Origin of the sequence: Nocardia sp. NPDC004654 (assembly GCF_040609595.1) — a bacterium.
GTDB lineage: Bacteria > Actinomycetota > Actinomycetes > Mycobacteriales > Mycobacteriaceae > Nocardia.
Window position 1 is genome coordinate 73,660 of sequence record NZ_JBEXKI010000011.1, and the last position, 25,063, is coordinate 98,722.

Annotated in this window: 27 protein-coding genes; 13 read left to right on the forward strand and 14 right to left on the reverse strand. The window is 69.3% G+C overall.

Features of this window, described 5'->3' with window-relative positions:
* Positions 1-6 precede the first annotated feature (6 nt).
* The 3 genes from crcB (ABZV58_RS31325) to crcB (ABZV58_RS31335) form a co-directional block, all read right to left on the reverse strand.
* The gene (gene crcB, locus ABZV58_RS31325; protein ID WP_355003803.1) at positions 7-369 is read right to left on the reverse strand and encodes a fluoride efflux transporter CrcB; all 363 of its coding nucleotides are present in this window, start codon (positions 367-369) and stop codon (positions 7-9) included.
* Positions 366-728 (reverse strand): DUF190 domain-containing protein, encoded by a 363-nt coding sequence (locus tag ABZV58_RS31330; RefSeq protein WP_355003804.1) that lies wholly within the window; start codon positions 726-728, stop codon positions 366-368. The genes crcB (ABZV58_RS31325) and ABZV58_RS31330 overlap by 4 nt, the downstream gene beginning before the upstream one ends.
* A 64-nt stretch (positions 729-792) precedes the next feature.
* Positions 793-1,263, reverse strand: a complete 471-nt coding sequence (gene crcB / locus ABZV58_RS31335; protein ID WP_355003805.1) for a fluoride efflux transporter CrcB — start codon at positions 1,261-1,263, stop codon at positions 793-795.
* Between the two features lie 265 nt (positions 1,264-1,528).
* Between crcB (ABZV58_RS31335) and ABZV58_RS31340 the strand changes: the two genes are divergently transcribed.
* The gene (locus ABZV58_RS31340; RefSeq protein WP_355003956.1) at positions 1,529-2,692 is read left to right on the forward strand and encodes a lipase family protein; all 1,164 of its coding nucleotides are present in this window, start codon (positions 1,529-1,531) and stop codon (positions 2,690-2,692) included.
* 110 nt (positions 2,693-2,802) lie between these two features.
* On the opposite strand, the gene ABZV58_RS31345 is transcribed toward ABZV58_RS31340, so the two are convergent.
* Positions 2,803-4,296 (reverse strand): MFS transporter, encoded by a 1,494-nt coding sequence (locus ABZV58_RS31345; protein WP_355003806.1) that lies wholly within the window; start codon positions 4,294-4,296, stop codon positions 2,803-2,805.
* A gap of 118 nt (positions 4,297-4,414) precedes the next feature.
* Here ABZV58_RS31345 and ABZV58_RS31350 point away from each other — a divergent pair, with 118 nt between their 5' ends.
* Together ABZV58_RS31350 and ABZV58_RS31355 are read left to right on the forward strand one after the other, a co-directional pair.
* Positions 4,415-5,089, forward strand: a complete 675-nt coding sequence (locus ABZV58_RS31350) for a TetR/AcrR family transcriptional regulator (protein ID WP_355003807.1) — start codon at positions 4,415-4,417, stop codon at positions 5,087-5,089.
* Positions 5,090-5,146: 57 nt separating this feature from the next.
* On the forward strand, positions 5,147-6,445 hold the full coding sequence (locus ABZV58_RS31355; RefSeq protein WP_355003808.1) for a D-arabinono-1,4-lactone oxidase: 1,299 nt from the start codon (positions 5,147-5,149) through the stop codon (positions 6,443-6,445).
* On the opposite strand, the gene ABZV58_RS31360 is transcribed toward ABZV58_RS31355, so the two are convergent.
* Positions 6,446-7,201, reverse strand: a complete 756-nt coding sequence (locus ABZV58_RS31360; protein WP_355003809.1) for a Sir2 family NAD-dependent protein deacetylase — start codon at positions 7,199-7,201, stop codon at positions 6,446-6,448.
* A gap of 105 nt (positions 7,202-7,306) precedes the next feature.
* On the opposite strand from ABZV58_RS31360, the gene ABZV58_RS31365 reads away from it, so the two are divergent.
* The 3 genes from ABZV58_RS31365 (at position 7,307) to ABZV58_RS31375 (ending at position 9,663) form a co-directional block, all read left to right on the forward strand.
* Positions 7,307-8,215: an oxygenase MpaB family protein gene (locus tag ABZV58_RS31365; protein WP_355003810.1), complete on the forward strand. Its 909-nt coding sequence runs from the start codon at positions 7,307-7,309 to the stop codon at positions 8,213-8,215.
* A gap of 590 nt (positions 8,216-8,805) precedes the next feature.
* Positions 8,806-9,219, forward strand: a complete 414-nt coding sequence (locus ABZV58_RS31370) for an arsenate reductase ArsC (RefSeq protein WP_355003811.1) — start codon at positions 8,806-8,808, stop codon at positions 9,217-9,219.
* A gap of 51 nt (positions 9,220-9,270) precedes the next feature.
* Entirely contained in the window at positions 9,271-9,663 is a 393-nt protein-coding gene (locus ABZV58_RS31375; protein WP_355003812.1) for a VOC family protein, read from the forward strand.
* A gap of 118 nt (positions 9,664-9,781) precedes the next feature.
* Here the strand turns inward: ABZV58_RS31375 and ABZV58_RS31380 are convergent, their stop codons facing one another.
* Complete coding sequence (locus ABZV58_RS31380) at positions 9,782-10,510, reverse strand: helix-turn-helix transcriptional regulator (RefSeq protein WP_355003813.1); 729 nt, start codon at positions 10,508-10,510, stop codon at positions 9,782-9,784.
* 194 nt (positions 10,511-10,704) lie between these two features.
* On the opposite strand from ABZV58_RS31380, the gene ABZV58_RS31385 reads away from it, so the two are divergent.
* Positions 10,705-11,178 carry a YiiD C-terminal domain-containing protein gene (locus tag ABZV58_RS31385; RefSeq protein WP_355003814.1) on the forward strand — a complete coding sequence of 158 codons (474 nt, stop codon included), beginning with the start codon at positions 10,705-10,707 and terminating at the stop codon, positions 11,176-11,178.
* Between the two features lie 20 nt (positions 11,179-11,198).
* Here the strand turns inward: ABZV58_RS31385 and ABZV58_RS31390 are convergent, their stop codons facing one another.
* On the reverse strand, positions 11,199-11,684 hold the full coding sequence (locus ABZV58_RS31390; RefSeq protein WP_355003815.1) for a hypothetical protein: 486 nt from the start codon (positions 11,682-11,684) through the stop codon (positions 11,199-11,201).
* A gap of 231 nt (positions 11,685-11,915) precedes the next feature.
* Between ABZV58_RS31390 and ABZV58_RS31395 the strand changes: the two genes are divergently transcribed.
* Positions 11,916-12,875, forward strand: a complete 960-nt coding sequence (locus tag ABZV58_RS31395) for a threonine/serine dehydratase (protein WP_355003816.1) — start codon at positions 11,916-11,918, stop codon at positions 12,873-12,875.
* A gap of 82 nt (positions 12,876-12,957) precedes the next feature.
* Complete coding sequence (locus ABZV58_RS31400) at positions 12,958-13,503, forward strand: thioredoxin family protein (RefSeq protein ID WP_355003817.1); 546 nt, start codon at positions 12,958-12,960, stop codon at positions 13,501-13,503.
* An 18-nt stretch (positions 13,504-13,521) separates the two neighbouring features.
* Here ABZV58_RS31400 and ABZV58_RS31405 read toward each other — a convergent pair whose 3' ends face one another.
* Together ABZV58_RS31405 and ABZV58_RS31410 are read right to left on the reverse strand one after the other, a co-directional pair.
* Positions 13,522-13,809 carry a hypothetical protein gene (locus ABZV58_RS31405; protein WP_355003957.1) on the reverse strand — a complete coding sequence of 96 codons (288 nt, stop codon included), beginning with the start codon at positions 13,807-13,809 and terminating at the stop codon, positions 13,522-13,524.
* A 175-nt stretch (positions 13,810-13,984) separates the two neighbouring features.
* Positions 13,985-15,151, reverse strand: a complete 1,167-nt coding sequence (locus tag ABZV58_RS31410) for a hypothetical protein (protein ID WP_355003818.1) — start codon at positions 15,149-15,151, stop codon at positions 13,985-13,987.
* A 120-nt stretch (positions 15,152-15,271) separates the two neighbouring features.
* On the opposite strand from ABZV58_RS31410, the gene ABZV58_RS31415 reads away from it, so the two are divergent.
* The 3 genes from ABZV58_RS31415 to ABZV58_RS31425 all read left to right on the forward strand — a co-directional run bounded on the left by ABZV58_RS31415 (position 15,272) and on the right by ABZV58_RS31425 (position 18,500).
* Entirely contained in the window at positions 15,272-16,708 is a 1,437-nt protein-coding gene (locus ABZV58_RS31415) for an amidase (RefSeq protein WP_355003819.1), read from the forward strand.
* Positions 16,709-16,967: 259 nt separating this feature from the next.
* Entirely contained in the window at positions 16,968-17,861 is an 894-nt protein-coding gene (locus tag ABZV58_RS31420) for a cutinase family protein (RefSeq protein WP_355003820.1), read from the forward strand.
* 156 nt (positions 17,862-18,017) lie between these two features.
* Positions 18,018-18,500, forward strand: coding sequence for a GNAT family N-acetyltransferase (locus tag ABZV58_RS31425; protein ID WP_355003821.1), 483 nt, complete (start codon positions 18,018-18,020; stop codon positions 18,498-18,500).
* Positions 18,501-18,505: 5 nt separating this feature from the next.
* On the opposite strand, the gene ABZV58_RS31430 is transcribed toward ABZV58_RS31425, so the two are convergent.
* Together ABZV58_RS31430 and ABZV58_RS31435 are read right to left on the reverse strand one after the other, a co-directional pair.
* Complete coding sequence (locus ABZV58_RS31430) at positions 18,506-19,786, reverse strand: glycosyltransferase 87 family protein (protein ID WP_355003822.1); 1,281 nt, start codon at positions 19,784-19,786, stop codon at positions 18,506-18,508.
* An 83-nt stretch (positions 19,787-19,869) separates the two neighbouring features.
* Complete coding sequence (locus tag ABZV58_RS31435) at positions 19,870-20,763, reverse strand: ADP-ribosylglycohydrolase family protein (protein ID WP_355003823.1); 894 nt, start codon at positions 20,761-20,763, stop codon at positions 19,870-19,872.
* A gap of 179 nt (positions 20,764-20,942) precedes the next feature.
* Between ABZV58_RS31435 and ABZV58_RS31440 the strand changes: the two genes are divergently transcribed.
* Complete coding sequence (locus ABZV58_RS31440) at positions 20,943-21,758, forward strand: cyclase family protein (protein WP_355003824.1); 816 nt, start codon at positions 20,943-20,945, stop codon at positions 21,756-21,758.
* Positions 21,759-21,827: 69 nt separating this feature from the next.
* Here the strand turns inward: ABZV58_RS31440 and ABZV58_RS31445 are convergent, their stop codons facing one another.
* The 3 genes from ABZV58_RS31445 to ABZV58_RS31455 all read right to left on the reverse strand — a co-directional run bounded on the left by ABZV58_RS31445 (position 21,828) and on the right by ABZV58_RS31455 (position 25,058).
* A complete protein-coding gene (locus ABZV58_RS31445) occupies positions 21,828-23,324 on the reverse strand; it encodes an FAD-binding protein (protein WP_355003825.1) in 1,497 nt (498 codons plus the stop codon).
* Between the two features lie 396 nt (positions 23,325-23,720).
* Positions 23,721-24,710, reverse strand: coding sequence for a caspase family protein (locus ABZV58_RS31450; protein ID WP_355003826.1), 990 nt, complete (start codon positions 24,708-24,710; stop codon positions 23,721-23,723).
* 6 nt (positions 24,711-24,716) lie between these two features.
* On the reverse strand, positions 24,717-25,058 hold the full coding sequence (locus ABZV58_RS31455; protein WP_355003827.1) for a hypothetical protein: 342 nt from the start codon (positions 25,056-25,058) through the stop codon (positions 24,717-24,719).
* Positions 25,059-25,063 lie beyond the last annotated feature (5 nt).

Genomic DNA, 25,063 nt, shown 5'->3' on the forward strand with positions numbered 1-25,063 from the left:
TCAGGATCATGCCCACAACCACTGGGTCGTGGACGCGGCAGCGTATACCGCGACCAAACAGGCCGTCACGCTGATCACGACATTGCCCACCGCGTAGAGGTAGGCGCCGTCCGCGACCAGCCGGATGGTCTCGTAGCCGAACGTGCTGAACGTCGTCAACGCGCCGCAGAAACCCGTTCCCGCCATCGCCAGAACCTCGCTGCTCGCGCTCGCGCCGATCAAACCGCCCAGCACCGCCGAACCGACAATGTTAACCGTCAAAGTTCCCAATGGCAGCAGGGATTCGAAACGAGCGGCCATCGCGCGATCGATCAGGTAGCGCAGTGGCGCGCCGACCATACCGCCGACCACGACGAGTACCGCCATCATCGGGCGACCCCGACGGCGGGCTGCCAGGTCTCCACCGGCGACAGCGTGACGGTCACGCCGGAGAGCACCTCGGCGTTCTCCGCCACGAACGAACGCAGCCGCTGCGGCTCGTCCACGATCATCACCTGCACGGGTAGGTGCTCGGCGAGGTCGAGGACGCGGCTGGTGTGGATGCGTGAGGACGCGCCATAGCCTTCCACGCCGCGCCACACGCTGGCGCCGGCCAGACCGGCGTCGCGGGCGCGGCGCACGATCTCGTGGAACAGGGGGCCGCGCCGCCACTTGTCGTCCTCGTCGAGCAGCACCGTCAATCGCGCGGCCTGCTGCCACCGACCCGCGTCCGCAGGTGAACCACTCATCGCCTGACCCCCTTCCGTCGTACGTACAAGCCGTCCACCGCGCCGCCTGCGGGCGCCGCGTCGTTCACTGTCGTCCACCGCGTCGCGGTCGTGTCGTGCCCGCCGAGAGCCGTGCCACCCCCATGCCGAGCCAGACCGCGGTGAGCGACGCCGCCACCGTCCCCCCGAGATAGCCGAGCGCCTCGATCGCGGCGCCTGATTCGAGCAGTCTACGAATCTCGAGGCTATAGGTCGAAAAGGTCGTGAAACCGCCCAGCAACCCGACACCGAGGAAGGGGCGCAGCAGTCTGTGGGCTACCCATACTTCGGTGATCAGAACCATCAGAATTCCGATCGAGAAACAGCCGACGACATTGACGACGAACGTCGACCACGGCACCTCGTCCGGCTGCGACGGCCAACGGAGACCGACGAGATAGCGCATCACGGCGCCGATTCCGCCGCCCACGGAGATCACCGCGAGCACCGCGGGCTCGACGGCCGGGGTGCGGGCTTGCGAGCCCATCTGCTGACCTCCTGCCGCGCCGAACGTCACCGGCGACATGCTATCGGTAGGACCACGCGGTCGGTTCGGGCGGGGACACGGGTGACGAACAGCCGCGTTCGTTGACATGCGTTCGGCCGCCGACTACGAATGCCCCGAAGGTTTTCGCCGCGGTTCCACCCACCCTTACCCCTTCGGCACTGGAGCGACGATGGCGGCACGACGGGAAGTACCGGACGCGCGTCCGAGGGCGGCGGCAGCGCATCGCACTGGACGGCAGCAAACTTCGAGCACGGGCATACGCTCGGTGCGGCGACTGGCATTGGCGGCACTCGCGGCAGCGGCCTGTCTCGGGCACGCCGCGCCCGCGAGCGCGTCGCCGGTCTATCCCGTCCCCGACGCCGACGAGTTCTACTCCGCGCCAGCGGATTTGGCCCGATTTCAACCCGGTGACGTCGTGCGCAGCAGGATGGTGCCCGCCGCGAACTTCCCCGGTTCCACGGTGTGGCAGTTGCTGTTCCGCACCACCAACTCCGCGGACGAACCGATCGCGACGGTGACCACGGTGCTGGTACCGCCGGGCGGCGGGGTCGACCGGCCGCTGGTGTCGTACCAGCCGTTCGTCAACTCGCTCGGCCTGCGCTGCGCGCCTTCGCACAGCCTCTTCGACGGCAGCATGCGGGAGGCACCCGCGTTGAATCTGCTGCTGGCCAGGGGCTGGGCCGTCGCGGTGCCCGATCACCTCGGCCCGACGAGCGCCTATGGCGCGGCCCAGCTCGGCGGCCGCATCACCCTCGACGGCATCCGCGCGGCCAAGCGCTTCGCCCCCGCCGATCTCGCGGGCAGCCCGGTGGGCATCACGGGCTATTCCGGCGGCGGCATGGCCACCGGATTCGCGGCGGCGCTCGCCCCGGAGTACGCGCCGGAGCTGCCGATCGTCGGCGTCGCGATGGGCGGCGTTCCGATGAACATGGACAAGCTCGCCCGCGATCTAGGCACCGCCCCGAACCCACTGTTCGGGCTCGGATTCGCGGTCACGATGGGCTTGGAACGCGAATACCCGCGGCAGGCGGCGATATCACGGCTGCTCAATCCGGCCGGGCGGGAGCTGCGCGACCAGATCGCCAACGCCTGCGCCGAGCAGATCATCAACGCGGGCGCGAACCGCAGTTTCTCCGACGTGTTCGACGGCTCGATGGACGCCGACCCGTCCACCGTCCGGGTCCTGCAGGAGAACAGCCTGGAGACATTCCCTGGCGTCCCGCGCGCTCCGATGTACGAGTGGCACGGCGAGGCCGACGAGATCGATCCGGACCTGGTCCGCGCGGTCGCCGCGCGCTACTGCCAGGCGGGCACGCCGGTGCAGCTCGACATCCTGCCCGGCGTCGACCACGGCGACGCGATCATCCAGGGGGCGCCGCGGGCCTTCGGCTATCTGTCCGATCGATTCGCCGGACTCCCTGCGCCGAGCAACTGCTGACGGTCACAGCACAGCGCCCGCGTCCGGTCGAAACCGGCGCGGGCGCTGTGTTGTTCGAATGTGGGCCCAGTGCGCGAGCACCGATGCTTCAGTGCGCGAGCACCCGTGACTCAGTGCGCGAGCACCGGCTCACCCTCCGCGGGCGCGGGCGCGGTGTTCGGCATCAGCACGGCCGAGAGCACGGCGCCGAGGACGAATGTCGCGGTCGCCCACCAGAAGCTGGTGGTGTAGCTCTCGATCTGCGCCTGCGCGACGGCCAGCGGGCCCGGCTGCGCGGTGGACAGGTAATCCGTGGCGGCCGAGGCGGCGATCGTGCTCAGCAGCGCGGTGCCGATGGAGCCGCCGACCTGCTGGCTGGTGTTGATCATGGCCGAGGCCACGCCCGCGTCCTCGTGCTGCACGCCGGAGGTCGCGCCCTGGAAGGCGGTCGCCATGGCGCCACCGAGGCCGAGACCCATCAGGATCAGCGCGGGCAGGATGTGCGTGCCGTAGCCGGTGTCCAGGCCGATCCGGGTCAGCCAGGCCATGCCCGCCGCGGCGATCAGGAAGCCGGCCGTGACGACGATCTTCGGGCCGAACTTGGGCAGCAGCAGGGAGGGCGCGGTGGTCGAGGAGACGATCATGGCCGCCACCATCGGCAGGAACGCCACGCCGGTCTTGATCGGCGAGTAGCCCAGGCTCAGCTGCATGTAGTAGGTCAGGAACAGGAAGATCGCGAACATGCCGATGCCCATCACGAACACGGTCATGTAGGAGCCCGCGCGGGTGCGGTCGAGCAGGATGCGCAGCGGCAGCAGCGGATGCGCGACCCGGGCCTCCAGCCAGACGAACACCGCGAGCAGCGCCGCGCCGCCGATCAGGAAGGCCAGCGTGACGCCGTTGGTCCAGCCGTCGGTCTCCGCGTGCGAGAAGCCGTAGACGATGCCGAACAGCGCGGCGGTCACCACGGCGGTGCCGGGAATGTCCAGCTTGGGCCGCTCCGCACTGACGTGCTTGGCCAGCAGCAGCACCGCGCCGACCAGCGCGACGGCCGCGAAAGCGAGGTTGACGAACATCACCCAGCGCCAGTTCGCCCACTCGGTGAGCGCGCCGCCGAGCAACAGACCGATCGCGCCGCCGGTACCGGCGACCGCGCCGAAGATGCCGAATGCCTTGGCGCGCTCGGACGGTTCGGTGAAGGTGACGGTCAGCAGCGAGAGCGCGGCGGGCGCGAGCAGCGCGCCGAACACGCCCTGGCCGACGCGGGACGCGACGAGCACCTCGAAGTTGGGCGCGGCGCCGCCGACGGCCGAGGCGACGGCGAAGCCGACAAGGCCGACGATGAAGGTGTTGCGGCGGCCGAACAGGTCGCTCAGTCGTCCGCCGAGCAGCAGCAGGCTGCCGAATGCCAGCGCGTAGCCGGTGATCACCCACTGGCGGTCGGCGTCGCTGAAGCCGAGGTCCTGCTGGGCGGCGGGCAGTGCGATGTTCACCACGGTGGCGTCGAGCACCACCATCAACTGTGCGACGCCGAGCACGGCGAGCACCCACCAGCGCAGCGCGTGTGAGCCGCGGCGCTGGGCTTTCTCCGGGGCCGGCGCCCCACGGTCGATCGCGGTAGTCATAGGTCCCCTCGAAGTCAGGTCGACGATGCGGAGGTAATATCTCCGCTTACCGATAGAAGCTATCACGTTAACGGAGACAACGCCTCCACTTAATCCCGGTCGTTGCTAGCATGGGGGTGTGAATCCCGCCACTGCCCCTTCTCCGCCTCGACGCCTGCGCGCCGACGCCGCGCGTAATCAGCAGCGCATCGTCGCCGCGGCGCGCGAGTTGTTCGCCGACCACGGACTCGAGATCACCCTCGACGACGTCGCCGAGAAGGCCGGTGTCGGAGTGGGGACGGTGTACCGGCGGTTCGCGAACAAGAAGGAGCTCATCGCCGAGGTCTTCGAGCAGCACATCGGCGAATTCGCCGTCGCCGCCGAGGACGCGGCGCAGCATCCCGACCCGTGGCTGGGACTCGTCCAGTTCTTCGAGTACGCCTGCCAGCACCTGGCGAACAATCGCGGGTTCAGCGAGGTCATGCTCGAACTCGAGGAGGATCCCGAGCGTTTCGCGGCGCTGCGCGATCGCATCAAGCCGACCGTCGCGGCCGTCATCGAGCGAGCCCGCGACGCAGGATCGCTGCAGCCCGACATCGAGGCGAGCGATTTCTTCGCGCTGATCCACATGGTCGACGCGCTCGCCGAGTTCGCCAAGCCCGTCGATTCCGAGGTCTGGCAGCGCTACGCCGCGATCATGCTGAACGGGGTGCGCGCCGAATCCATCCCGCGCATGCCGCTGCTCGTTCCGCCGCTGACCGACGAAGACGTCGAAGCCGCGAAGGCGCACGCCTGCCTGGGACGTCGCAGGTAATTCGAAAAACCGAGCTCGGGTAGCGCGCGTCACAGTCGATGCCCTAAAGTTGGACGCATGACCAATTCGTGGGTGAACTGGGCCGGCGATCAACACTGCGCACCGGCGAGCATCGCGACCCCGCGCGACCACGACGAACTCGCCGAGTTGCTGGCGAGCGCGACCGACCGCGGACAGACGGTCCGCGTCGCGGGCGCGGGTCACTCTTTCACCGACACCGTCTGCACCGACGGGCTGCTGCTGAACCTCTCCCGGATGAACCGCGTCCTCGAGCTCGACACGGCGACCGGGCTGGCGCGAGTCGAGGCGGGCATCACGCTCAACGCGGCCAGCACCGCACTGCATGCCGCCGGGCTCGCCTTCCCCAACCTCGGCGACATCGACGTGCAGACCATCGCGGGCGCGACCGCGACCGGCACGCACGGCACCGGAGCGACCCTACAGAACATCTCCGCCGCACTGCATTCCGTCGAGCTGATGCTCGCCGACGGCAGCCGGATCGAGGTCGACGCCGAGAACGATCGCGACGGCTGGCGGGCGGCGCGGGTCAGTGTCGGCGCGCTCGGCGTGGTCACCGCCGTGACGCTGCAGCTGGTGCCCTCGTTCGTGCTCGAAGGCATCGAACGACCGGTGCCGGTGGACGAGGTGCTCGCCGATCTCGATTCCTATGTCGACGACAACGAGCACTTCGAGTTCTACATGTTCGCGCACAGCCCGCTGGCGATGACCAAGCGCAACAACCGCGTCGAGCTGCCCGAGCAGCCGCGCGGCAAGATGATGGACTGGTTTGCCGACATCCTCATGTCCAACTACGCGTTCGACGCGCTGTGCCGCTTCGGCAAATGGCAGGCCGGAGCGATCCCGTGGATCCACCGCGGCGCCGCCTACGCGGGCAGCTACCGCCGCCAAGTGGATCGCTCCTACCGAGTGTTCGCCTCGCCCAGGCTGTTTCGGTTCACCGAGATGGAATACGCCATCCCGCGCGAGCATTCGGTCGCGGCCATCCGGGAGATCAAAGAGGTCTCGGCCCGTTTCCAGACGCCGATGCCGATCGAGGTGCGCTGGGTCGCCCCCGACGACGCCTTCCTCTCCCCCGCGGGCGGCCGCGACACCTGCTACATCGCCGTGCACCAGTACCGCGGCATGGAGTGGGAGCCGTACTTCCGCGCCTGCGAAGAGATCTTCGACCGCTACCAGGGCCGCCCGCACTGGGGCAAGCGCCACTTCCAGACCGCCGACACCCTGCGCGAGCGCTACCCGGACTGGGACCGCTTCACCGAGGTCCGCCGCCGCTTCGACCCCAAGGGCCGCTTCGCCAATCCCTACCTCGACCGCGTCCTCGGCCCCGTCGGCTGATCAGTTCCCCTCGGCGCCGAGAATCTCGGCGACCAAGCGGGGGACGGCGGTGCCGATGGGTTCGCGGACGACTTCGGTGGCGAGGTCGTCGTAGGGGGTCGGTTCGGCGTTGACGATGACCAGGTCGGCGCCCGCGCGGACGGCGACGGCGCACATCGAGGCGGCGGGTTCGACCTGTAGCGAGGTGCCGATGGCCAGGAAGATGTCGCTGGTCTCGGCGGTGAGCGCGGCCTTGGTCAGGCTGCGGTGGTCCATCTGCTGCCCGAACATGATCGTCGCGGCCTTGAGGATGCCGCCGCACTCGGGGCACGGCGGATCGGGCTCGCCCGCCGCGACGCGCTCCAGAGTGGCGGCCATGCTCGTCTCGAAATCGCACTCCACGCAGACGACCTCGAACATGTTGCCGTGGATCTCGATGACCCGCTCGGGCGCCGAGCCCGCGCGCTGGTGCAGGCGGTCGATGTTCTGGGTGATGATCGTGACCGCGCGTCCGGCCTCGGCCAGCTCGGCGAGCGCCTTGTGCGCGGCGTTCGGGGTCGCCTGCCAGGCGGGGTTGTCGCGCCTAGCCAGCCACGCGCGCTGCCGCAAATCCGGATCGGCCAGGTAGTTGTCGTAGGTCGAGAGCAGTTCGGCGATCGGGTCTTTCGTCCACACCCCGCGCGGCCCGCGGAAATCCGGGATCCCGGAATCGGTGGAAATGCCCGCGCCGGTGAGGACGCCGATCCGGCCGGTGCGCTCGCGCCACTGCGTACTCATGGCAGCCAGCGTAAGCGAGGACGAATTCCGCCGCGCCAAGAGAATGAGAGATTGGTATGCTAATCATCTCATCGTTCTGAAGTGGGTCGATCAAAGGAGATCGCAATGACCGCGTCCGCCGCACTCGAAACCACCGCGCGGGAGCTGCCGCCACGCCGCCCCTTCGCGCCGGGCACCAGGATGTGGGACGAGACGGGCCTGATCACGTTCTCGCTGACCGCCGGATCCGCCTTCCTCCTCCAGACCATGGAGCCGACCATCTCCGCCGTCGTCGACGAGCACTCCACCTTCCGCACCGATCCCATGGGCCGCGCCGTACGCAGTCTCTCCTCGGTGATGATGTGGGTCTACGGCGGCGAGGAGGCGCTCGCCGAGGCCGACCGGCTGCGCGCGATGCACGCCTCGCTGAACACCACCGACGCCGCGGGTGTCCGGCACAAGGCGCTGGCCTCCGGGCCGTGGGCCTGGGTGCTGCACACCGGAACGTTCGCGTTCACGGAGAGCGCGAAGTACTTCGGCCGCCGCCCGCTCACCTACGCCGAGAAGGAGGCGTACTACCAGGAGACGCTGCAGCTGATGCGCAACTTCTCGGTGGCGCCCAAAGAGGTTCCGGAGAACTACGCCGCGTTCGAGAAGTTCTTCGACGACATGGTCGAGAACCACCTGGAAGAAACACCCACCGCGCACGACTACCTGCGGGTGATCCGCTCGGTCGCGCCGCCCAAGCAGCTGCCGCGCGCGCTGGCGCCGCTCTGGCGCACCGCTGTCGCGCCGATCGGACGGATGCAGTACTTCGTCACGGTCGGCACCACGCCGGAGCCCGCGCGGCGCAAGCTCGGTCTCACCTGGACCGCCGCCGACGAACGCAAGCTGCGGGTGCTCGGCTGGCTGATCGGGCGGATCGTGCCCCTGCTGCCCGAGCGGGTGCGCTACTTCCCCATCGCCTACGAGGCGCGGCGGCTCGAGCGCGACCGGGCGCGGCTGCGCAAGGTGATCGATCTGCGCCCGATCTGAGCAAGCGCGACCGACCGCCGCGACGCCATACGGACGTCGCGGCGGTTTGCCGTTCCGGCCGGGCTAGGTATTGGCGACGTGGCCGGAAATCGCCTTGCCCACCAGAGCGATTCGGATTGCGCTCCGCGACGACCGCGGACATGAGGCCGTCGGATTCTGCGATGGTGGCGTCCGTCTCCGACGCCGCGGATGGCGTCCGCCTCCGACGCCGCGGCTCGATGCGCGAAGGCATGGTCAGGATTTCGGAGAACCCATTCACCAAGCGCGGCATGAGCTCTCGATGACCCGTTGCCGCCAGCCGAGTTCCCCGACCGACCGGTCCGTTCTTACCCTTACGCGTTCCTCCACCGCCGCAACGACTTCTGAGCCCATCGCCTCTAGCAGCGCGAATGCCCTGCCACAACGCGCACCACAGAATCAAGCGGCACCCACAGGTGCCCCATCCTGGCCGGGCGATCGCCCGTATCCCTTACGCTACGACAGCGTTTCGACCCGAGCCTCCCGGACGGCACGCACCGGGACCATTCCGCGCCGTCGGACGGGTCCAGCCACCGCATCACCCGAGCATTGCCCCACCGAAAGGCGTCCCGATGGCCCACAAGCCCAGTGTGCTGTTCGTCTGCGTGCACGACGCAGGCCGATCCCAGATGGCCGCCGGGTTTCTGACCGCTCTCGCCGGTGATCGCATCGAGGCCAGGTCCGCGGGCAGCGCGCCTGCGGCCGAACTGAATCCGGTCGCGGTCGAGGCCATGGCGGAGGTCGGCATCGACATCGCGGACAACACGCCGAAGAAGGTGACCGACGAGGCCGTTGGCGTCTCCGACGTGGTGATCACCATGGGGTGTGGCGACGCCTGCCCGTTCTTCCCCGGCATCAGCTACCGCGACTGGATACTGCCCGATCCGGCCGGACAGACCATCGAGGTGGTCCGCACTATCCGCGACCGGATCCGCATCCTGGTCGAGAACCTCATCGCCGAACTGGTGCCCGCGCCGAGGCACTGAGTGTCCGATTTCTTCAAGACCGAACCCACTCGCCGCCCGTACGCTGCCGATATGACACCGCAACTGGACTTCATCGGCATCGTCACCTCGAACATGGTGGCCTCGCTGGCCTTCTACCGCCGCCTCGGCCTGGAGTTCCCCGCCGACGCGGAAACCCAGCCGCACGTCGAAGCCCAGCTCGCCGGCGGGCTTCGCCTCGCCCTCGACACCGAGGACACGGTTCGTTCCTTCTACGCCGACTGGGAGCCGCCGACCAGCGCGGGCCGCATCGGCCTCGCCTTCCGCTGCGCCGACGCCGCCGAGGTGGACTCCGTCTACGCCGACCTTGTCTCGGCGGGCTACCAGGGCGAGCTGAAGCCGTGGGACGCGCCGTGGGGCCAGCGCTACGCCGTCATCCAAGACCCTGATGGCAACGGGATCGATTTGTACGCGCCGTTGGGCTGAGATTTCCCGGCGCGCCGCCTGGCCGGACGGGTGAACGCCTCCTTGCAGAGGCGACTCGCTGTGCGACGTTCTGCACCACGCGGCCGGTCGACGGGAAATCGCCGTAGCGCGCGGATCGCTAGGCGTCGGTCGCTCGAGCACTCGCGCGGCGGGCCGCCCACTCGCTCAGCGTCATGCCCGCCAGCTCCCGCATATCGCGGGACAGATGCGCCTGGTCCGCGTATCCGGCGGCGATCGCGACATCGGCGGGCGGTGTGCCCGCGTGCACGGCGGCCAGCGCCCGCTGGAGGCGCAGGATGCGGGCCAGTGTCTTGGGTCCGTAGCCGAAGGCGGCCAGCGAACGGCGGTGCAGCAGGCGGGCCCCCACACCCGCGGCGTCGGCGGTCGCGGCGACCGACCGGCCCGCGTGCAGTGCCGCGACGACGCGGCGCAGCAGCGGGTCGGGCGGCTCGGCCTCGGCCGCGCGGCGCAGCGCGATGGACTCGAGCGCGGCGGCCCGGTCGGGCGCGTCCGAGACCCGGCCCGCGAGTGCTCGCACGGTCGCCGCGGGCCACAGATTCGCCAATTCGACGCGCTGGTCCCGCAATTCGTGCGCCGGCACGCCGAGCAAGGCGGGCGCGGTGCCGGGAAAGAACCGCAAGCCCGTGTATCGCGCGGGCTTCGGACTGCCCGCGGGATGCGCGGTGGTGTCCGGCCCCGCGACGAAGAGCGTGCCGTCCCGCCACAGCAGGTCCATACAGCCGTCCGGCAGGACGGGCAGTGGTTCCTCGACGCGAGTCACGGTGCGCGTCCACAGCACCGCGCCGTCCAGTCGGGACGGGCGCTCGCGATAACCGTCGTCGCCCACGGTCCCGAGGCTACTCAGCGGCGCCGACAACCGCGATTGCGCGGCGCACCGCCCGTTTCCTAATCTGAGGGCACCCGCCCTCGCCGAGGGCGGGACCGGTGAATCAAAGACGACGAGGTCCGCGGCGGGCAGGCGCGCGGACGCCGTGCGGCCGATGGCACGCCGGACCGCACGCGCGAAAGGAATCGGTCCGCATGACCGACAACAGCACCGACGACGCCCCTCCGTTCGTCGACATCATCAACGGCGCCTTGGAGTTCACCATCCCCGCGGCCGCGAAGATGGGCGTCCAGGCGGTCGAGGTGCGCCGCGGGTTCGCCGCGACGACGGTGCCGCTGGAGGGCAACGGCAATCACTTCGGGGTGATCTACGCGGGCGTCCAGTTCACCGTGGCGGAGGTGCTCGGTGGCGCGATCGCCGTGGCGACGTTCGACAATTCCGCCTACTACCCGCTGGTGAAGGGCTTCGAGATCAAGTTCGTCGGCATGGCGAAATCGCAGCTGCGCGCCGAGGCCATGCTGCCGGAGGAGGAGATCGCGCGAATCGAGGCCGAGGCGGCCGAGCGCGGCAAGTCGGACTTCACCTTGGAGTCGGTCGTCACCGACGCCGAGGGCAACACCGTCGCGGTGACCAAGGGCCTCTATCAGCTGCGCGCCCACGGCAAGTAGCGCGGGCGGCACTCGTGGACTCAGTTCGGCGCGAGCCCGCGCGGCACGACGCGGATGTAGCGCAGTTCGGCCGCGGTGACCGCGTTGTCCCCGTCCACGCAGCCGACGGTGACCTCGGTGGCGGGCGGCGAGGAGAAGGTCCACAGTGTGATCCACCGTGCGCCGGCGACGACCTCTTGTTTCTTCGGCTCCGACGAACGTAGGTCCTCGTTTCGACCGTTGTTGTCGGTTACCGCGCAGCGCACGCTGTCGACGGCGGTCCCCCATTCCGCGGGAACCTTGATTTCCATAATCGCGTCGGCCGGAATGGGCACCGTTTTCGTCTCGCCGAGCGGTATGTGCACTCCCGCGGAATCGACGTTTTGCGACGCGGCGGCCGTCGTCGTTCCCGCCGCTTTCGCCGGTGCCGCGGTCGAGGTAGCCGCGGTATCGGCGGAAGTGCCTCCGGAACAACCCGATACCGCGACGGCCAACAGTGCGGGCACCGCCATCCAACTCGATTTCACGGATCGACCTCTCTTCATCCCGTGCGCTCGGCAGCGGGTCGGACCAGCGAACGAAACAGAGCATGACAGCTTCTCCCCTGGCCGACCGGTAATCCGCGCCGTATTCGCGCAATTGGTTGGCAAATCGCGTGTTCGGCGGGCGAAATTCGCGCCGCGCGCGGCTGACTATGATCGCGTTCGCCTGATGAAGCGGAGGTACGCCTTCACGCCCGACGACGCCGGAGGAGCCCGATGGACCCGCACCCGACGAAACTTGGCTACGACGACATCGAGGCGGCCGCCCAGCGCATCGCGGGACGCGTCCGACCCGTCACCCTCGCGCCCACCGACCCGCAGGACGACGGGTCACCCGGCCACTGGCTGGCCCTCGAGTTCCTCCAGCACACCGGGACATTCAAGGCCAGGGGCGCGCAGAACTTCCTCCAGGCGCACCGCGAGGCGGGCAGCCTGCCCGACTCCGGTGTCACCATCGCCTCCGGCGGCAACGCGGGCATGGCCTGCGCGTGGGCGGCGCGCAGCCAGCACGTGCCCGCCACGGTCTTCCTGCCCGCCACCGCGCCGACGGTGAAGATCGACAAGCTGCGCGGCTACGGCGCGGACGTCCGGCTGGTCGGCGAGCAGTACGCCGACGCGCTCACGGCCTGCCACGCCTTCGCCGAGTCCAGCGGCGCGCTGCTCTCGCACGCCTACGACAATCCGCTCATCGCCGCGGGCGCGGGCACCCTGCTGACCGAGATCCATCGGCAGCTGCCCCGGCTGGACACCGTCGTCGTCGCGGTGGGCGGCGGCGGTTTGTTCGCCGGGATCGCTACCGCGGCGGCCCATTACGGCGTCCGCGTGGTCGCCGTGGAACCGCGGAACTGCCGTGCGCTGCACGCCGCGCTGGCGGCGGGCGCGCCCGTCGACGTCGCGGTCGACTCGGTGGCCGCCGACGCGCTCGGCGCGCGGCGCGTCACCGAACTGGCCCTCATCGCGGCCCACGCGGCGGATTCGGTCTCGGTGCTGGTCTCGGACGAGGACATCCTCGCGACCCGCAGGGCCCTCTGGGCCGAGCATCGCTTGGCGGTCGAACACGCCGCCGCGACCGCCATGGCCGCGCTGACCTCCGGCGCGTACCGCCCCGCGCCCGGCGAGCGGGTGTGCGTCGTGCTGTGCGGCGCCAACACCGATCCGGCCGATCTGACGAAGTGACGCGCTCGTGACAGACCGTTCGAGAGCACCCGCGGGCTCCGCGACCGCATTACCCTCGTAAGGGAACCGGACGGAGGCAGCTATGGCACTCGAATCCCTGATGGTCCCGCTGGGCACACCCGCCCCCGAATTCGCGCTGCCCGACCTGGACGGCTGGACGCACCGGCTGTCCGATTACGCGAACGGTCCCGGACTGCTGGTCGTCTTCGCCTGCAACCACTGTCCGTACGTGAAGCACCTCGAGAACGAACTCGGCGCGGTGATCGACGCGTCGGGCGTGCCCGCGGTGGCGATCTGCACCAACGACGCGGACGCCTACCCGGACGACAAACCGGAAGGTCTTCGCGCACAAGCGGAACGGGCCGGGTGGACGTTCCCGTACCTCATCGACGCGACCCAGTCGGTCGGCCGCGTTTTCGGTGCGGCGTGCACGCCGGACTTCTTCCTCTACGACGCGAGTCTGCTGCTGGCCTATCGCGGCGCGTTCGACGAATCCACACCAGGCAACGGCAAACCCGTCACCGGCTCCGAGCTGCGCGCCGCACTCACCGCGGTGCGCGCGGGCAAGCCCGCGCCGGAGCCGCAGCGACCGAGCATGGGCTGCTCCATCAAGTGGCGCGCCGTCTGAGCTACGCCGGGCTCGGTCTCAGCCGACGACCGCGTTCATGATGGTGCCCGCGCTGGTGGCGACGGTGCCGCCGATCATGGCTCCGGCCACCATCTTCGGTGACTGGAGGCCGCCGCCCGTCCACTTCTCCCAGGCGAACCGGCCACCCGCGTAGATGATGGCCGCAATACCCGAGAGCAGCACGAACCAGGTGAGATAGCGAACCATCTGGAGAATCTTGTCCGAGATGGGCGGGGCCTCGGGTGTCGGGTTCCCGACCTGGGCCAGCACTGTGCCGTACACGTCATGTGCCGTAGCGAGAATCATGCTCACAGCCGTACCCCTCTTCTGATGTCGGCGACGGTTCGAGAACGCCGTCGAAATCTTACCGCGCTCAGGCCGGAAACGTTGGGGTGCAGCGTGTTTCGCGGTCAATACCGACCGGTCTCAATTGAACATTCCGGCCGAGGACGCACTCCGCGCCGTGGTACACCGCTGGAACTCAGTTTCCGCAGCCGATCCCCTCGAACTCGGCGGTCGTTCGGAGCTCGGTGCGCGGGTAGTAGTCCCCCATCTCCGCGGCCGGATCGTCCGCCGGCGCACGTTGGATGGAATGCGCGAAAACCGTGTCGGGCAACATGTTCCGCATCAGCAGCGTGGTGGTGAGTCCGGCCGTGGGCAACCACGCGACGCCGCAATAGCGGGTCGCGTTCGCGGGCCGGTCGGCGCGGTCGGACACCACGACGGTGAACCAGCCCCGCTCGTCGACCGGCGTCTCGTCGTCGACGACACAGGCCGAAACACGGGTGGTGGCAAGCTCGTTCGAGCACATCGACCAGTACCGCAGTTGCGCGAGCGTCATGGTCGCCTGGCCGCGGTAGGTCCCGGGAGTCGTCGGCAGTTTGGCACGGACGACCGCGACCTGTCCCGCTCGCGGCGCGACGTGCGAGGCGAGATAAGTGTTGTCCGGATTGGCGAACACGCCGTCGCCGCTCGTCTTGGACCACACGCGGTAATCCGGACCCGGCACGCCGGGGGGCAGCTGCTGACCGCCGGACAGGCGCGCGGAAGACGTATCGATCGCCCCCTTGGCCGTCGTGCATGCCGGAAGCGCGCGCGGGCCGTCGGCGCCGTGCACGGTGATCTCCGGCAACGGCTCCCCGCCGAGCGGATCGCGTCCCTCGTCCACGCGGTAGACCCGGTAGATGATCAGCGCCACCCCGGAATCCGCGTAGAGGGTGTTCGGCGCGGGTCGCTCGGGCCGGGGGCCTGGCAGCACCCGCACGGTGAAAGAGCGTTCGGTCGCGGCGCGGTCCGCCCCGGGCCGGAACGGGTTGACGCTGCCCGGATCCGGATCGATGCGCAGGTCGTCCAGGCCGTCCAAGGTCCGCGATCCCTGATAGCTGGTGAACGAGATGTACCGGCCGTGCGGGTATCGGCCGCGCAGGGTGAGGCCCTCGGCGGGCAACCCGGGGACGGCGGCCATCCAGTAGTTGGCGAAGGTGTCGGGCAGCGCGACGTTCAGCGTGTCGGCGCCGATCCTTCTGCTCCACCCGCAGTCCGTCAACGGCCCGGCCTGCGCGGGCGGCGTCAGCGCCATCGGCGCCGCGGTGGAACCTACGACAGCGGCGACCGCGAGCACGCGGCGCAGTACGGCGATCATGTTCACGCGGGCCAGTATCACCCGTGAACGGCGCGGATCCCCTTGACACTCCCCAGGGCGCGTCATCTAATCGGACAACTGAACGTGCGTCCACGTGAACGCACCGGCCCCACGAGAGGGAATCCGATGAACGAGCAACCCGGCGACCGACCACGGTACACCGGAGTGCTCGGCCAGGCCGAGGCCATCCGCACCGGTCGAATCTCGGCGGTCGAACTCACCGAGCAGACCCTCGCGCACATCGGCCGCGTACAGCCGCGGCTCAACGCCTTCGTCACCGTGCTCGCCGAGGAAGCGTTGGCGCAGGCCCGCACCTGCGACGACGACCAGGCCGCCGGGCGCGCACTCGGCCCGCTGCACGGCGTGCCGATCGCGATCAAGGACGAGGTCGACGTCGGGGGCGTCCGCACCACCTACGGCGGCGCCGCAATGACCACCCCTGCCGCGGCCGACTCGGAGATCGTGCGACGGCTGCGCGCGGCGGGCGCGATCATCGTCGGCAAGACCGCGATGCCGGAGTTCGGCACCTGGCCGTTCACCGAATCCGCGGCGCACGGCTACACGCGCAATCCCTGGGACACCACCCGCAGCACGGGCGGCTCCAGCGGCGGTTCGGCGGCGGCGGTGGCGGCGGGCGTGGTGGCGGCGGCCACCGGCGGCGACGGCGGCGGCTCGATCCGGATTCCGGCGGCCTGCTGCGGCTTGTTCGGTTTGAAGCCGCAGCGCGGGCGGGTCAGCACCGCGCCCAACGGTGACCTGTGGCGCGCGCTCGGCACGCTCGGCGTGCTGACCAGGTCGGTCGCCGACAGCGCGCTGCTCTACGACGTCATCAGCGGCAGCGTCGCCGGGGATCGCTGGCACGCGCCCGCGCCGACGACCTCGTTCTCGGCGACCGCCCCCGCGACCCCCTTGCGGATCGCCGTGTCGGTGCGATCCGCCGTGCCGTTGACCCGCCTCGACCCCGAGTGCGCCGCGGCGCTCCGCTCGATGGCCGACACGTTGACCGAACTCGGCCACCACGTCGAGGAATTCGAGCCCGACTATCCCGACGCCACGCCCGCGTTCTTCCCGCAGTTCCTCGGCGGCATCAGAGAGGAGGCCGATCGCGTCGACCGTCCCGACCTGCTCGAGCGCCGCACTCGCACGCTCGCGGCCACCGCGCGTGCGCTCGCCCCCGAACCGGTGCTGCGCTGGGCGGAACGCCACGGCGAACGGGTCGCCGCCCGGGTCCACCGCGTTTTCGAACGCTACGACCTCGTACTCACCCCGACCTTGCCGCAGTTGCCGCCGCCGGTCGGCAGGCTGGACGGCGCGGGCGCGCTGCACGCGATCCTGCGCAGCATGCCGATGACCGCCTACACCGCGATGTGGAACGTGTGCGGCAACCCGGCCGCCGCGATCCCCGCGGGCTGGTCGGATTCCGGACTGCCGCTCAGCGTCCAGCTGGTCGGCCGTCCCGACGGGGAGCTCGAAATCCTGCGCGTCGCAGCACAAATCGAAAAGGCGAGGCCGTGGGCGCAGCGTTGGCCGGAAGTAGCGGAAGCCGTCGCCCGAATTCGCTGATGAGAGCGGGGCGCCGGTCGAAAACCTCGACTTCGGTGATCTGTATCACCATTCCGGCCAATTGTGTGCCGTCCCACACCTGCGCTACTCTCGCATGCATCTGAGACCCAGTGGTCTCAAAGCCGCCTCCCACGGGCTTGGCTCCGCCTTCCCTCCGGCCGTGCGCGGGTTTTGTCCGGCAGCGCCGTCCGAGGTCGTCCGCGGGGGCGGATTCGTCAAGGGGAAAGCCCCTGCGGGGGCAGCAAGGGGAGCGACAACCATGCGATCCACACTTCTTCGTGCGGTCATCGGCATCTCGGCGATGGCGTTGTCCACCATTTCCGTCGGCGGCGGGGCACAGGCCGATCCTGGCTGTCCGAACATGTACGTCGTCGCGATTCCGGGCACCTGGGAGAGCGACGAGCACCGGCCCGGTCCCGGCATGCTCGCCGGAGTGACCGACGGCCTGCCGTCCTCGGTGCGCGTCGACTACGTCAGCTACGCCGCGACCGCCTTCCCGTGGGAGGGCGACGTGTACGGCGCGTCCAAGAAGGAAGCCGTCGACAACGCCCGCGGTCTGCTCGGCGCGATGGCGCGCCAGTGCGGCGCGACCAAGCTCGCGCTGGTCGGTTACAGCCAGGGCGCCGACGCGGCGGGCGACGTGGCCGCCGAGATCGGCACCGGGCTCGGCGTGGTGCCGCCGCAACGCGTCGCGGCGGTCGGTCTCATCTCCGACCCGCGCCGCTCCCCCACCGACGCGTTGATCGGCCCGCCGGTCGGCGGCGCGGGCGCGGGCGGTCCCCGGGTGGGTGGCTTCGGCTGGGTCACGCCGCAGACCCGCACGATCTGCGCGGTCGGCGATCTCTACTGCGCCACCGCCGCCGACGACTTCGTCACCAGGTTCGCCGGTTTCCTGGCCCAGAGCTCCAGCCCCGATCTGGCCAACATGTGGCGCTACCAGCTCGAATTCGGCACCATCGTCAACGATCTGATGGCGCGCGGCGGCGTCGCGCTTTTGCAGAACCAGCTCTCGGACTCCGCCAACGAGGAACGCCGCAGGAAGCTCGAGGAGTTCTACCGCTCCGAGGCGCACACCCTCTACGGCAGCTACCCCGTCGGCGGCGGCGAGACGGCGCTGTCCTGGATGCACGAGTGGCTGGCGTCGCTGGCCTGAGCAGGGCCGATTCTCAGCGCTTTCTCATCGAACCGAGTACTCGTGGCTCAGGAACGGCCCGTTGAATCAATCGCGGCTGCCCCGCCCGGCTCCTCTACACCGGGCGGTAGGCAGCGCCAAACTCGGTTCGCGCCAACACCGCTCCGGAGATCGCCGATGATCACCATCCGCTACCTCTCCGTCGAGCACTGGCACATCGGGCGCGAGATCCGATTGGCCGCGCTGGCGGGCTCGCCGCCCGGCACGTTCGGCTCCACCTTCGAAGAGGCGGTCGCCTGGCCCGATCAGCGCTGGCGGCAATGGGTTTCCGACCGGGTGCTCGTCGTCGCCGAGCGGGCGGGCAGCGTCGTCGGGTCGGCGGCTTTGGTGCGCGATGCCGATGATCGGCCGCTTCTCGTCTCGATGTGGGTCGACCCGTCAGCTCGTGGCACCGGCGCTTCGGACCGGTTGGTCGAGGCCGTCGTCGGCGCGGCGCGCTCGGCCGGACACGCCGAACTGCGGCTGTGGGTGATGGAAGGCAATCGGACCGCCGAAGCCCTGTACGAACGCAGCGGGTTTCGCAGGACCGGGCGGTGTCGTCCATGCTCCGACACGGACCCGCGCCTCGAAGCCGAGATGACGCGCGGGCTGGATTCGTGAACCGACTACGAGACCGGCTGGAACACTTCCTGCCGGACTCGCGCCGGTGGGACCGCCGCCGCCTTGCGCCTGGACGTCGCCAGGAACAACAACACCAGCAGCACACTCAGCCACACGTAGGTATTGCCGATCACGTGCTGCCATGGCGTCCAGAGCGACTCGCGCTGTTCGCCGTTGGGTAGCCAGTTCTGCGGCCCGTAGACGAACACCGCACCGACGGCGGCGGCGACCGCGTACCAGCCCAGCGCACGCCGCCACGGCAGCCGGATCGCGGAGCCGATCACGGCGAACAGCGCGGGCGCGATCCAGATCCAGTGGTGCGACCACGATATCGGCGAGACCAGCAGGGTGAAGACCGCGTTGATGGCCAGCGCGAGCGCGGGAGCGTCGGCCGCGCGCCGCATCGCGAGCACGACCAACGCGAGCAGGGCCGCGCCGACCACCAGCCAGACGATGGTGAAAGCGGGCTCGGGCACCCGCAACCGGGCGAGCACCGCCTGGATCGACTGGTTGGTGTGGAACGCCGAGCCGCTCAGACCGTCCACGTTGCCGAGGCCACCGAACCAGTACTTCACCGAGGTGCTCGGCAGCACGAGGAAGCTCAGCGCGGTCGCGGCGGCGCCGGTGACGGCGGCGGTGATCGCCGACTTGTAGTCGCGACGAACCAGGAAGAACAGGACGAATGCCGCAGGGGTCAGCTTGATCGCCGCGGCGATGCCGATCAGCATGCCGCGCCGCCACTTCGGTTTCTCGGTCAGGCAATCGGCCGCGACCAGCGCCATCAGCAGCAGGTTGACCTGGCCGAAATCCAGCGTCGCCCGGGTCGGTTCCAGCAGCATGGCCAGCGGCGCCGCGCAGGCGGTGGCGAACAGCGCGAGCCGCCGCGCATTCTCACCGGGCCAGACCCGCCGCGCGACCAGGTACAGCGTCACGGTCAGTGCGGCGACCGAGGTGACGAAGAAGGCGAAGGCCGCGATGTCCCAGGGCAGCAGCGCGAACGGCGCGAGCACCAGGGCGGCGAACGGCGGATAGATGAAGGGCAGTCCGATGCCGATCGTCGTCTGCGGGAGTTGCCCGTACATGTCGCCGCCGTCGCGCAGCGTTTCGACGCCCAGACGGTAGACCTGCAGGTCGATGAAGCCGCCGGTGATCTCCTTGAACGGCCAGAGCGGCTGCGTCAGACACAGCGCGGTGAACGCGACGAGCAGCGCAGGCACAAGCCAGACCACACGCCCGAACCGGCGGGTCGACGACATCGGCACATCACAGGCGGCGGAACTACTCATCCGCGGCGACTATACCGACCTGCGCGCCGGTGTTCGACGGGTGGCGCGGGATCGGCGCTGCCCGGTGAATTGCCAGCCGATAACTATCCTCGGCGCGGCGCGGACCCGCCGAGCGTGACGCCCGACCAGTCCGGCAGTTCCTCGCATCGCCGCAGCCATTCGTCCGGGATCGTCGCGCCGCGCGCGCCGAGGATGCCGCCGACGATCGCGCATGTCGTGTCCACGTCGCCGCCCGCGCCCGCGGTGGCCCAGCACGCCTCGGCGAAGTCGTCGAAGCGGGCGGCGATCCACAGACAGAACGGCACCGTGTCGGGAGCCGAGACCTCGCGGCCGTTGCCGAGCGCGCGGGCGGCCTCGGCGGGATCGGCGTCGAGCAATTCGCGCGCGACGCTGATTCCGTCGCCGACCGCGCCCGGCGGTATGCGCGCGGCGACCGCGTCGAGTAGATCAGCGCCGCGCAAATGTGTGCTTGCCGCGGCGAGCGCCACGGCGATCGCGCCCGCGACACCCTCGGGATGGGCGTGCGTGATCTCGGCCGAGGCGGCCGCGTCATCGATCAGCCGGTCCAAGTCATCGGCGAAGTAGGCGCCCAGCGGAGCGACCCGCATGGCCGCGCCGTTGCCCCAGGAGCCCGTCCCGCCGAACGAGGCGGTCGCCAGCTCGCGCCAGTCGCCGCCCTCCTGCCGAATGAGGCGCAGCATGCGGTTGGCGCTCGGGCCGTAGCCGCGGTCGAAATCGTGGTGTTCGGCGAAGGACGCGGCGAGCACGTCCTGGTCGACGCGGCCGTGGCGCTCGAGGACGGCGACGATCGAGCAGGCCATCTCGGTGTCGTCGGTCCACCACCACGGATCCGGCGGCAATTCGCGCGCACGCAGCGCGGACAGGTTGTCGGGGATGAAGAAGCAGCCGCCGAACGCGTCGCCGACGGTGAGCCCGCGCAGCGACGCGACGGCGCGGGAACGGCGGTCGGCGATCATTGGCGCGATTCTGCCCAGCGGCAGGGACGTTCGCCAGCTGTCGAGGTTGGGACCGGTAATCTTCGGTCTGGGTCGTCGGATGTCGGCGGTCCAAGGGCACCGCCCAGCACGCGCGTTAGCGAGCGCCGCCGCTCGCCGAGAGTTCAGGTACACCATGCAGCAGATCCGGAACCGCTGACATGTGCGCGCCGCGAATCGTCCAACTCGCCCACGAGAACGCCGCCCGGCCCAGCCGCCGCGCGCTCTTCGCCGCCGCGGGGCTCACCGCCCTCGCCGCCACCGCGCCGCCCGCGCGCGCGATCCCGCCCTCCCGCGGCGTCCTCGACCTCACCCACACCCTGAGTTCGCGACTGCCGACCTGGCCCGGCAGTCCGCCGTTCACGATGGTGCCCGTCGCCGGGCACGCGCTCGGCGGATTCGGCCAGAACGCGCTCGCCTTCTGGGAGCACTCGGGCACCCACCTGGACGCGCCCGCCCATCGCGTGCCGGGCGGTGCGACCACCGACGCATTGGCGGTCACGGATCTCGTTGCGCCGCTGGTGGTTATCGACATCAGCGCGCGGGCCGAGCGCGACGCCGACGCGGCACTCACCATCGACGACATCGAGAACTGGCAGTCCGTACACGGCCGCATCCCCGAACGGGCCTTCGTCGCAATGTATTCCGGTTGGGAGCGCCTCATCCACGATGCCGCCGCCTTCCTCAATCTCGATGCCCATGGTGTGCCGCACGCACCGGGCATCGCGCCCGACGCCGCGGCGTACCTCGTGGAGCGCTGCGGGGTCGTCGGAGTCGGGGTGGACACGCTGAGCCTGGACCACGCGCTCAGCCGAGATCACGGCGCGCACACCGCGATTCTCGGTGCGGGCCGCTACGGGGTGGAGATGCTGGCGAATCTCGGCGCGGCGCCCGCTTCGGGTGCGACGGTGGTTGTCGGAGCGCCGAAGCATTCGGGTGGGACTGGGGGGCCGTGTCGGGTGATCGCGCTTACCTGAGGGTCGGTTGGAGGCCGAGCGTCTAGAGCAGGGCGCAGGCGTTTCGCCGAGCGTCCGAGTTCGCCGCTGTCACCAGTCCGGTCGACCGATCGACAGTGCGTGCTGGAAGACCCCGCGTGGATCCCAGGTCTGCTTGATACGCAACAACTTCGGGTAGTTGTCGCCGTAGTAGAAGCGGTGCCACGGCACACCGGAGGTGTTCCAGCGCGGGTCGGCCAGATCGGGGTCCGGGTAGTTGACGTAACTTCCACCGTTGTCCGCGTTGGGAACCGGTACGCCTCCGGTCGCCTGGTATACCTCGCGGAAGAGTTCACGCGCCCACCGCAGATGTTGCTCGTCACCCTCGGGTAGTCGCCACGCGGCGTGAATCAGCATCTGCGCGAACGCGTTTCGCGCTGGAATCGCCGTCGCATCGGACGCGACGGCATTGACGGCCCCGCCGAAGGGCAGGAACTCCACCTCTGTCTCGCCGAGCACAGCGAGATCCGTCAGGTACCGGTAGAACACCCGCAGCTGATCCTCGGAGTACGCGCGCTGCAGGTAAGCCGCTTTCACCTTGACGCGTGGCGTCGACAGACCTTTCGGGTAATACACCTGCCGCACCGTGTCGGAATACGACAACTGCGCGACCGGCTGTACGACCGGAATGGCGTCCACCCCGTCGAGCACCGCACCGAGGAACTCGTCGAATTGCGCTCGGGCGTCTGGCGAATCGGCATCCAACAAGACCAGCAATTGCGCGAACCCTGTGCCTACCGTCCGGAAACTCAACGGCGCGTACAGCCCCGCGAACCGATTGCCCGGCGCATTGTTGCGCTCGAAGAACGACAGATAGTTCCCCAGCAGCCGAACGAACGCTGCCTCGCTCATCAGCGGCAGCACCACCCGCGAATTCAACATCGCACCAGGCGATTTCGGCAGCGCCGTCACCGGATCGGCCCCATCGGAGAGCGGCGCACGCAACAGATACCGCGTCACCACACCGAAATTGCCGCCGCCGCCACCGGTGTGCGCCCACCAAAGGTCCGCATCCGGACCATCTTTGGTCGCCAGCACCACTCTGGCCGCCCCATCGGCGCCGACGGTGACGACCTCGACCCCGTACAGAAAGTCGGCGACCAGCCCGAGCCGTCGCGACAGCGGCCCGTACCCACCACCGCTCATGTGCCCGCCCGTGCCGACGCCCAGGCAGATCCCCGCCGGAATCGTCACGCCCCAGCTCCGATTCAACACCTCGTACACCGAACCGAGTTCCGCACCGGCGTCCACTGAGAACGCCCGGTGCGTCTCATCCCAGCGCACCTCGTTCATTCGCCCGAGATCGATGATCGACCGCGTCTGCGCCGAGTCCACGAAATCCTCGAAGCAGTGCCCGCCCGATCGCACCGCCAACCGCGACCCCGCCGCGACCGCCCGCCCCACCGCGTCCCGCACCTGCTCGGCCGAAGCCGGCACATAGATCCGCTCCGGCCGCGCCACGAAACGCTTGTTGTACCCGCGCAGCGCCAACGGCAAATACTCCGGATCCCCCGCCCCCACCACCCGCAATTCGGTAGCCCCCGCCACCGGCGCCCCAACTACCACCCCAGCCCCACCGACCGCCGACGCAACCAAGAACCGTCGACGCGACAGTGTCATGAATTTCCCCTAACCATCAGGATTGACGAGCGCCACCGTATCCCCCGAACGTCCCCGGGAAAAGACGACAGGCCTGTACCACGCGCGACTCGCAATCAGGGGAGAGAAACGGGCGTTCTCCGGACGACATCCGGAGCTGCCATTCTCTTCCGCCGAAGACGGCCGATAGGGAATGGCGGCCGCCGTCCATGGAACCACGCGTTACGAGAATGCAGTCGCCCATACCCGCGAACCGGATACGAAGACTGAAACCTCAGCCGCCGCTCAGCGCTCGACGCGATCCGATCGAGCTCGTCGTCAGCGAGCGATGACGGAGCACGCCGGTCACTCGAGTTCGGCGGCCTCGCGGTACCTTCCGGTGCGCCGCAGGTAGGCGATCAAATCGGGGAGCAGCTCCTCGTTGGCCGGTCGGCTCGCCGTCAACCGCTCCGCGAAGGCCTCGTCGTAAGCGCCTGCTCGGGTCAGCGCGCGAATCCTTGCTCGCGCGGCGGCGGCTGAGCGCACCGGCGTAGCCGGAACTTCGGCGGACTGGGTCGGGGGTGTGGCATCAGCAGGTCGGCGCCAACCGTGATTCCGACTCACGGTCATCTCAGCGCCCGCACCATGGCTTGCCAACTGGGGAAGCGGACGACTGCGCTTCGAGAGGCGCTGCTGCAAGGCAGTGAAGATCGATTGCACCGTCAGAGTCGGCCCGGCATCGGGGATGCCGTCCGCGAGCACGTCGATCAGCGCACCGGTGAACGCCGTATACGGCTCGCCGGGCGGTGAGAGCGCCTTCCGAGTGGCCGCGCACGCGGTGAGCACCGCGGTGCCCTCGATGGCCACCGCGGAGGCGACGGCTCCGTCCTCGCCGCCCATGGCGCCGGGTATCGCCAAACCGCTCCAACAGCAATCCAATAGCACCAGCCGACGCGCCGCCCGCGCTTGCACGAGGAACTCCCGGCGCACATGTTCGTACCTGAGCGCGGTATGCGTACCGCCCGGCTCATAGGACGATGACAGCGCCAAGCCGAGTCCGTCGTCCATTACCGGGTCGGACAGGCCGTGACCGGCGTAGTAGAAGACCAATGCATCGGTCGCGGTGGACGCGGCCGAGCGGATGGCCTGAACCACCGTGTCGGCATCCGCGGAGTTCTGCAGGACAACGCAGTTCTCCGGGGGCAGCCCCCAGATCGCCTTGTCGCACAGGAGCTTCGCCAGCTCGAGGACGCTCGCTTCCACGGCAGGCAGCTGGCGCGCTTCGCTCATCTTCGGGTACCGCGACACCCCGACGAGAACGGCACGGGACCGCTGCGGATCAGGCACATCGGTCACGACGGGCTACCTATTGCCACCCGTTGCCGAACCCAGCATCAGTTGCTGGACTATGACGTGCACATCGCCGTCCACTACGACATATCTTTCCGAATACTCGATCTGCACGGTCGGTACTCGATGCCCCGACTCCTCCCGAGAGGCGCGATACATCAGGATCGACGTGATCAAGCTGGACAACGAAATAACGTTCGGAACAACGAGATTCAGGATGTCGAAAGCCAATCCCATATCGCCGGGGGCCGACTCCGCGGCCGGAATGATATCCCGCGCGACCTCTGGGTCGCTGGCCAGCCATCGGTACAGCTCCGGTGCGGCATCGTTGTCGACGTGTATCGAAAGATTCATTCTCA

Coding starts and splice junctions, on each gene's coding strand:
- crcB (WP_355003803.1), bottom strand. CDS start 369: ATGATGGCGGTACTCGTCGTGGTCGGCGGTATGGTCGGCGCGCCACTG.
- ABZV58_RS31330 (WP_355003804.1), bottom strand. CDS start 728: ATGAGTGGTTCACCTGCGGACGCGGGTCGGTGGCAGCAGGCCGCGCGA.
- ABZV58_RS31345 (WP_355003806.1), bottom strand. CDS start 4,296: ATGACTACCGCGATCGACCGTGGGGCGCCGGCCCCGGAGAAAGCCCAG.
- ABZV58_RS31355 (WP_355003808.1), top strand. CDS start 5,147: ATGACCAATTCGTGGGTGAACTGGGCCGGCGATCAACACTGCGCACCG.
- ABZV58_RS31360 (WP_355003809.1), bottom strand. CDS start 7,201: ATGAGTACGCAGTGGCGCGAGCGCACCGGCCGGATCGGCGTCCTCACC.
- ABZV58_RS31365 (WP_355003810.1), top strand. CDS start 7,307: ATGACCGCGTCCGCCGCACTCGAAACCACCGCGCGGGAGCTGCCGCCA.
- ABZV58_RS31370 (WP_355003811.1), top strand. CDS start 8,806: ATGGCCCACAAGCCCAGTGTGCTGTTCGTCTGCGTGCACGACGCAGGC.
- ABZV58_RS31375 (WP_355003812.1), top strand. CDS start 9,271: ATGACACCGCAACTGGACTTCATCGGCATCGTCACCTCGAACATGGTG.
- ABZV58_RS31385 (WP_355003814.1), top strand. CDS start 10,705: ATGACCGACAACAGCACCGACGACGCCCCTCCGTTCGTCGACATCATC.
- ABZV58_RS31395 (WP_355003816.1), top strand. CDS start 11,916: ATGGACCCGCACCCGACGAAACTTGGCTACGACGACATCGAGGCGGCC.
- ABZV58_RS31400 (WP_355003817.1), top strand. CDS start 12,958: ATGGCACTCGAATCCCTGATGGTCCCGCTGGGCACACCCGCCCCCGAA.
- ABZV58_RS31405 (WP_355003957.1), bottom strand. CDS start 13,809: ATGATTCTCGCTACGGCACATGACGTGTACGGCACAGTGCTGGCCCAG.
- ABZV58_RS31415 (WP_355003819.1), top strand. CDS start 15,272: ATGAACGAGCAACCCGGCGACCGACCACGGTACACCGGAGTGCTCGGC.
- ABZV58_RS31420 (WP_355003820.1), top strand. CDS start 16,968: ATGCGATCCACACTTCTTCGTGCGGTCATCGGCATCTCGGCGATGGCG.
- ABZV58_RS31425 (WP_355003821.1), top strand. CDS start 18,018: ATGATCACCATCCGCTACCTCTCCGTCGAGCACTGGCACATCGGGCGC.
- ABZV58_RS31430 (WP_355003822.1), bottom strand. CDS start 19,786: ATGAGTAGTTCCGCCGCCTGTGATGTGCCGATGTCGTCGACCCGCCGG.
- ABZV58_RS31435 (WP_355003823.1), bottom strand. CDS start 20,763: ATGATCGCCGACCGCCGTTCCCGCGCCGTCGCGTCGCTGCGCGGGCTC.
- ABZV58_RS31440 (WP_355003824.1), top strand. CDS start 20,943: ATGTGCGCGCCGCGAATCGTCCAACTCGCCCACGAGAACGCCGCCCGG.
- ABZV58_RS31455 (WP_355003827.1), bottom strand. CDS start 25,058: ATGAATCTTTCGATACACGTCGACAACGATGCCGCACCGGAGCTGTAC.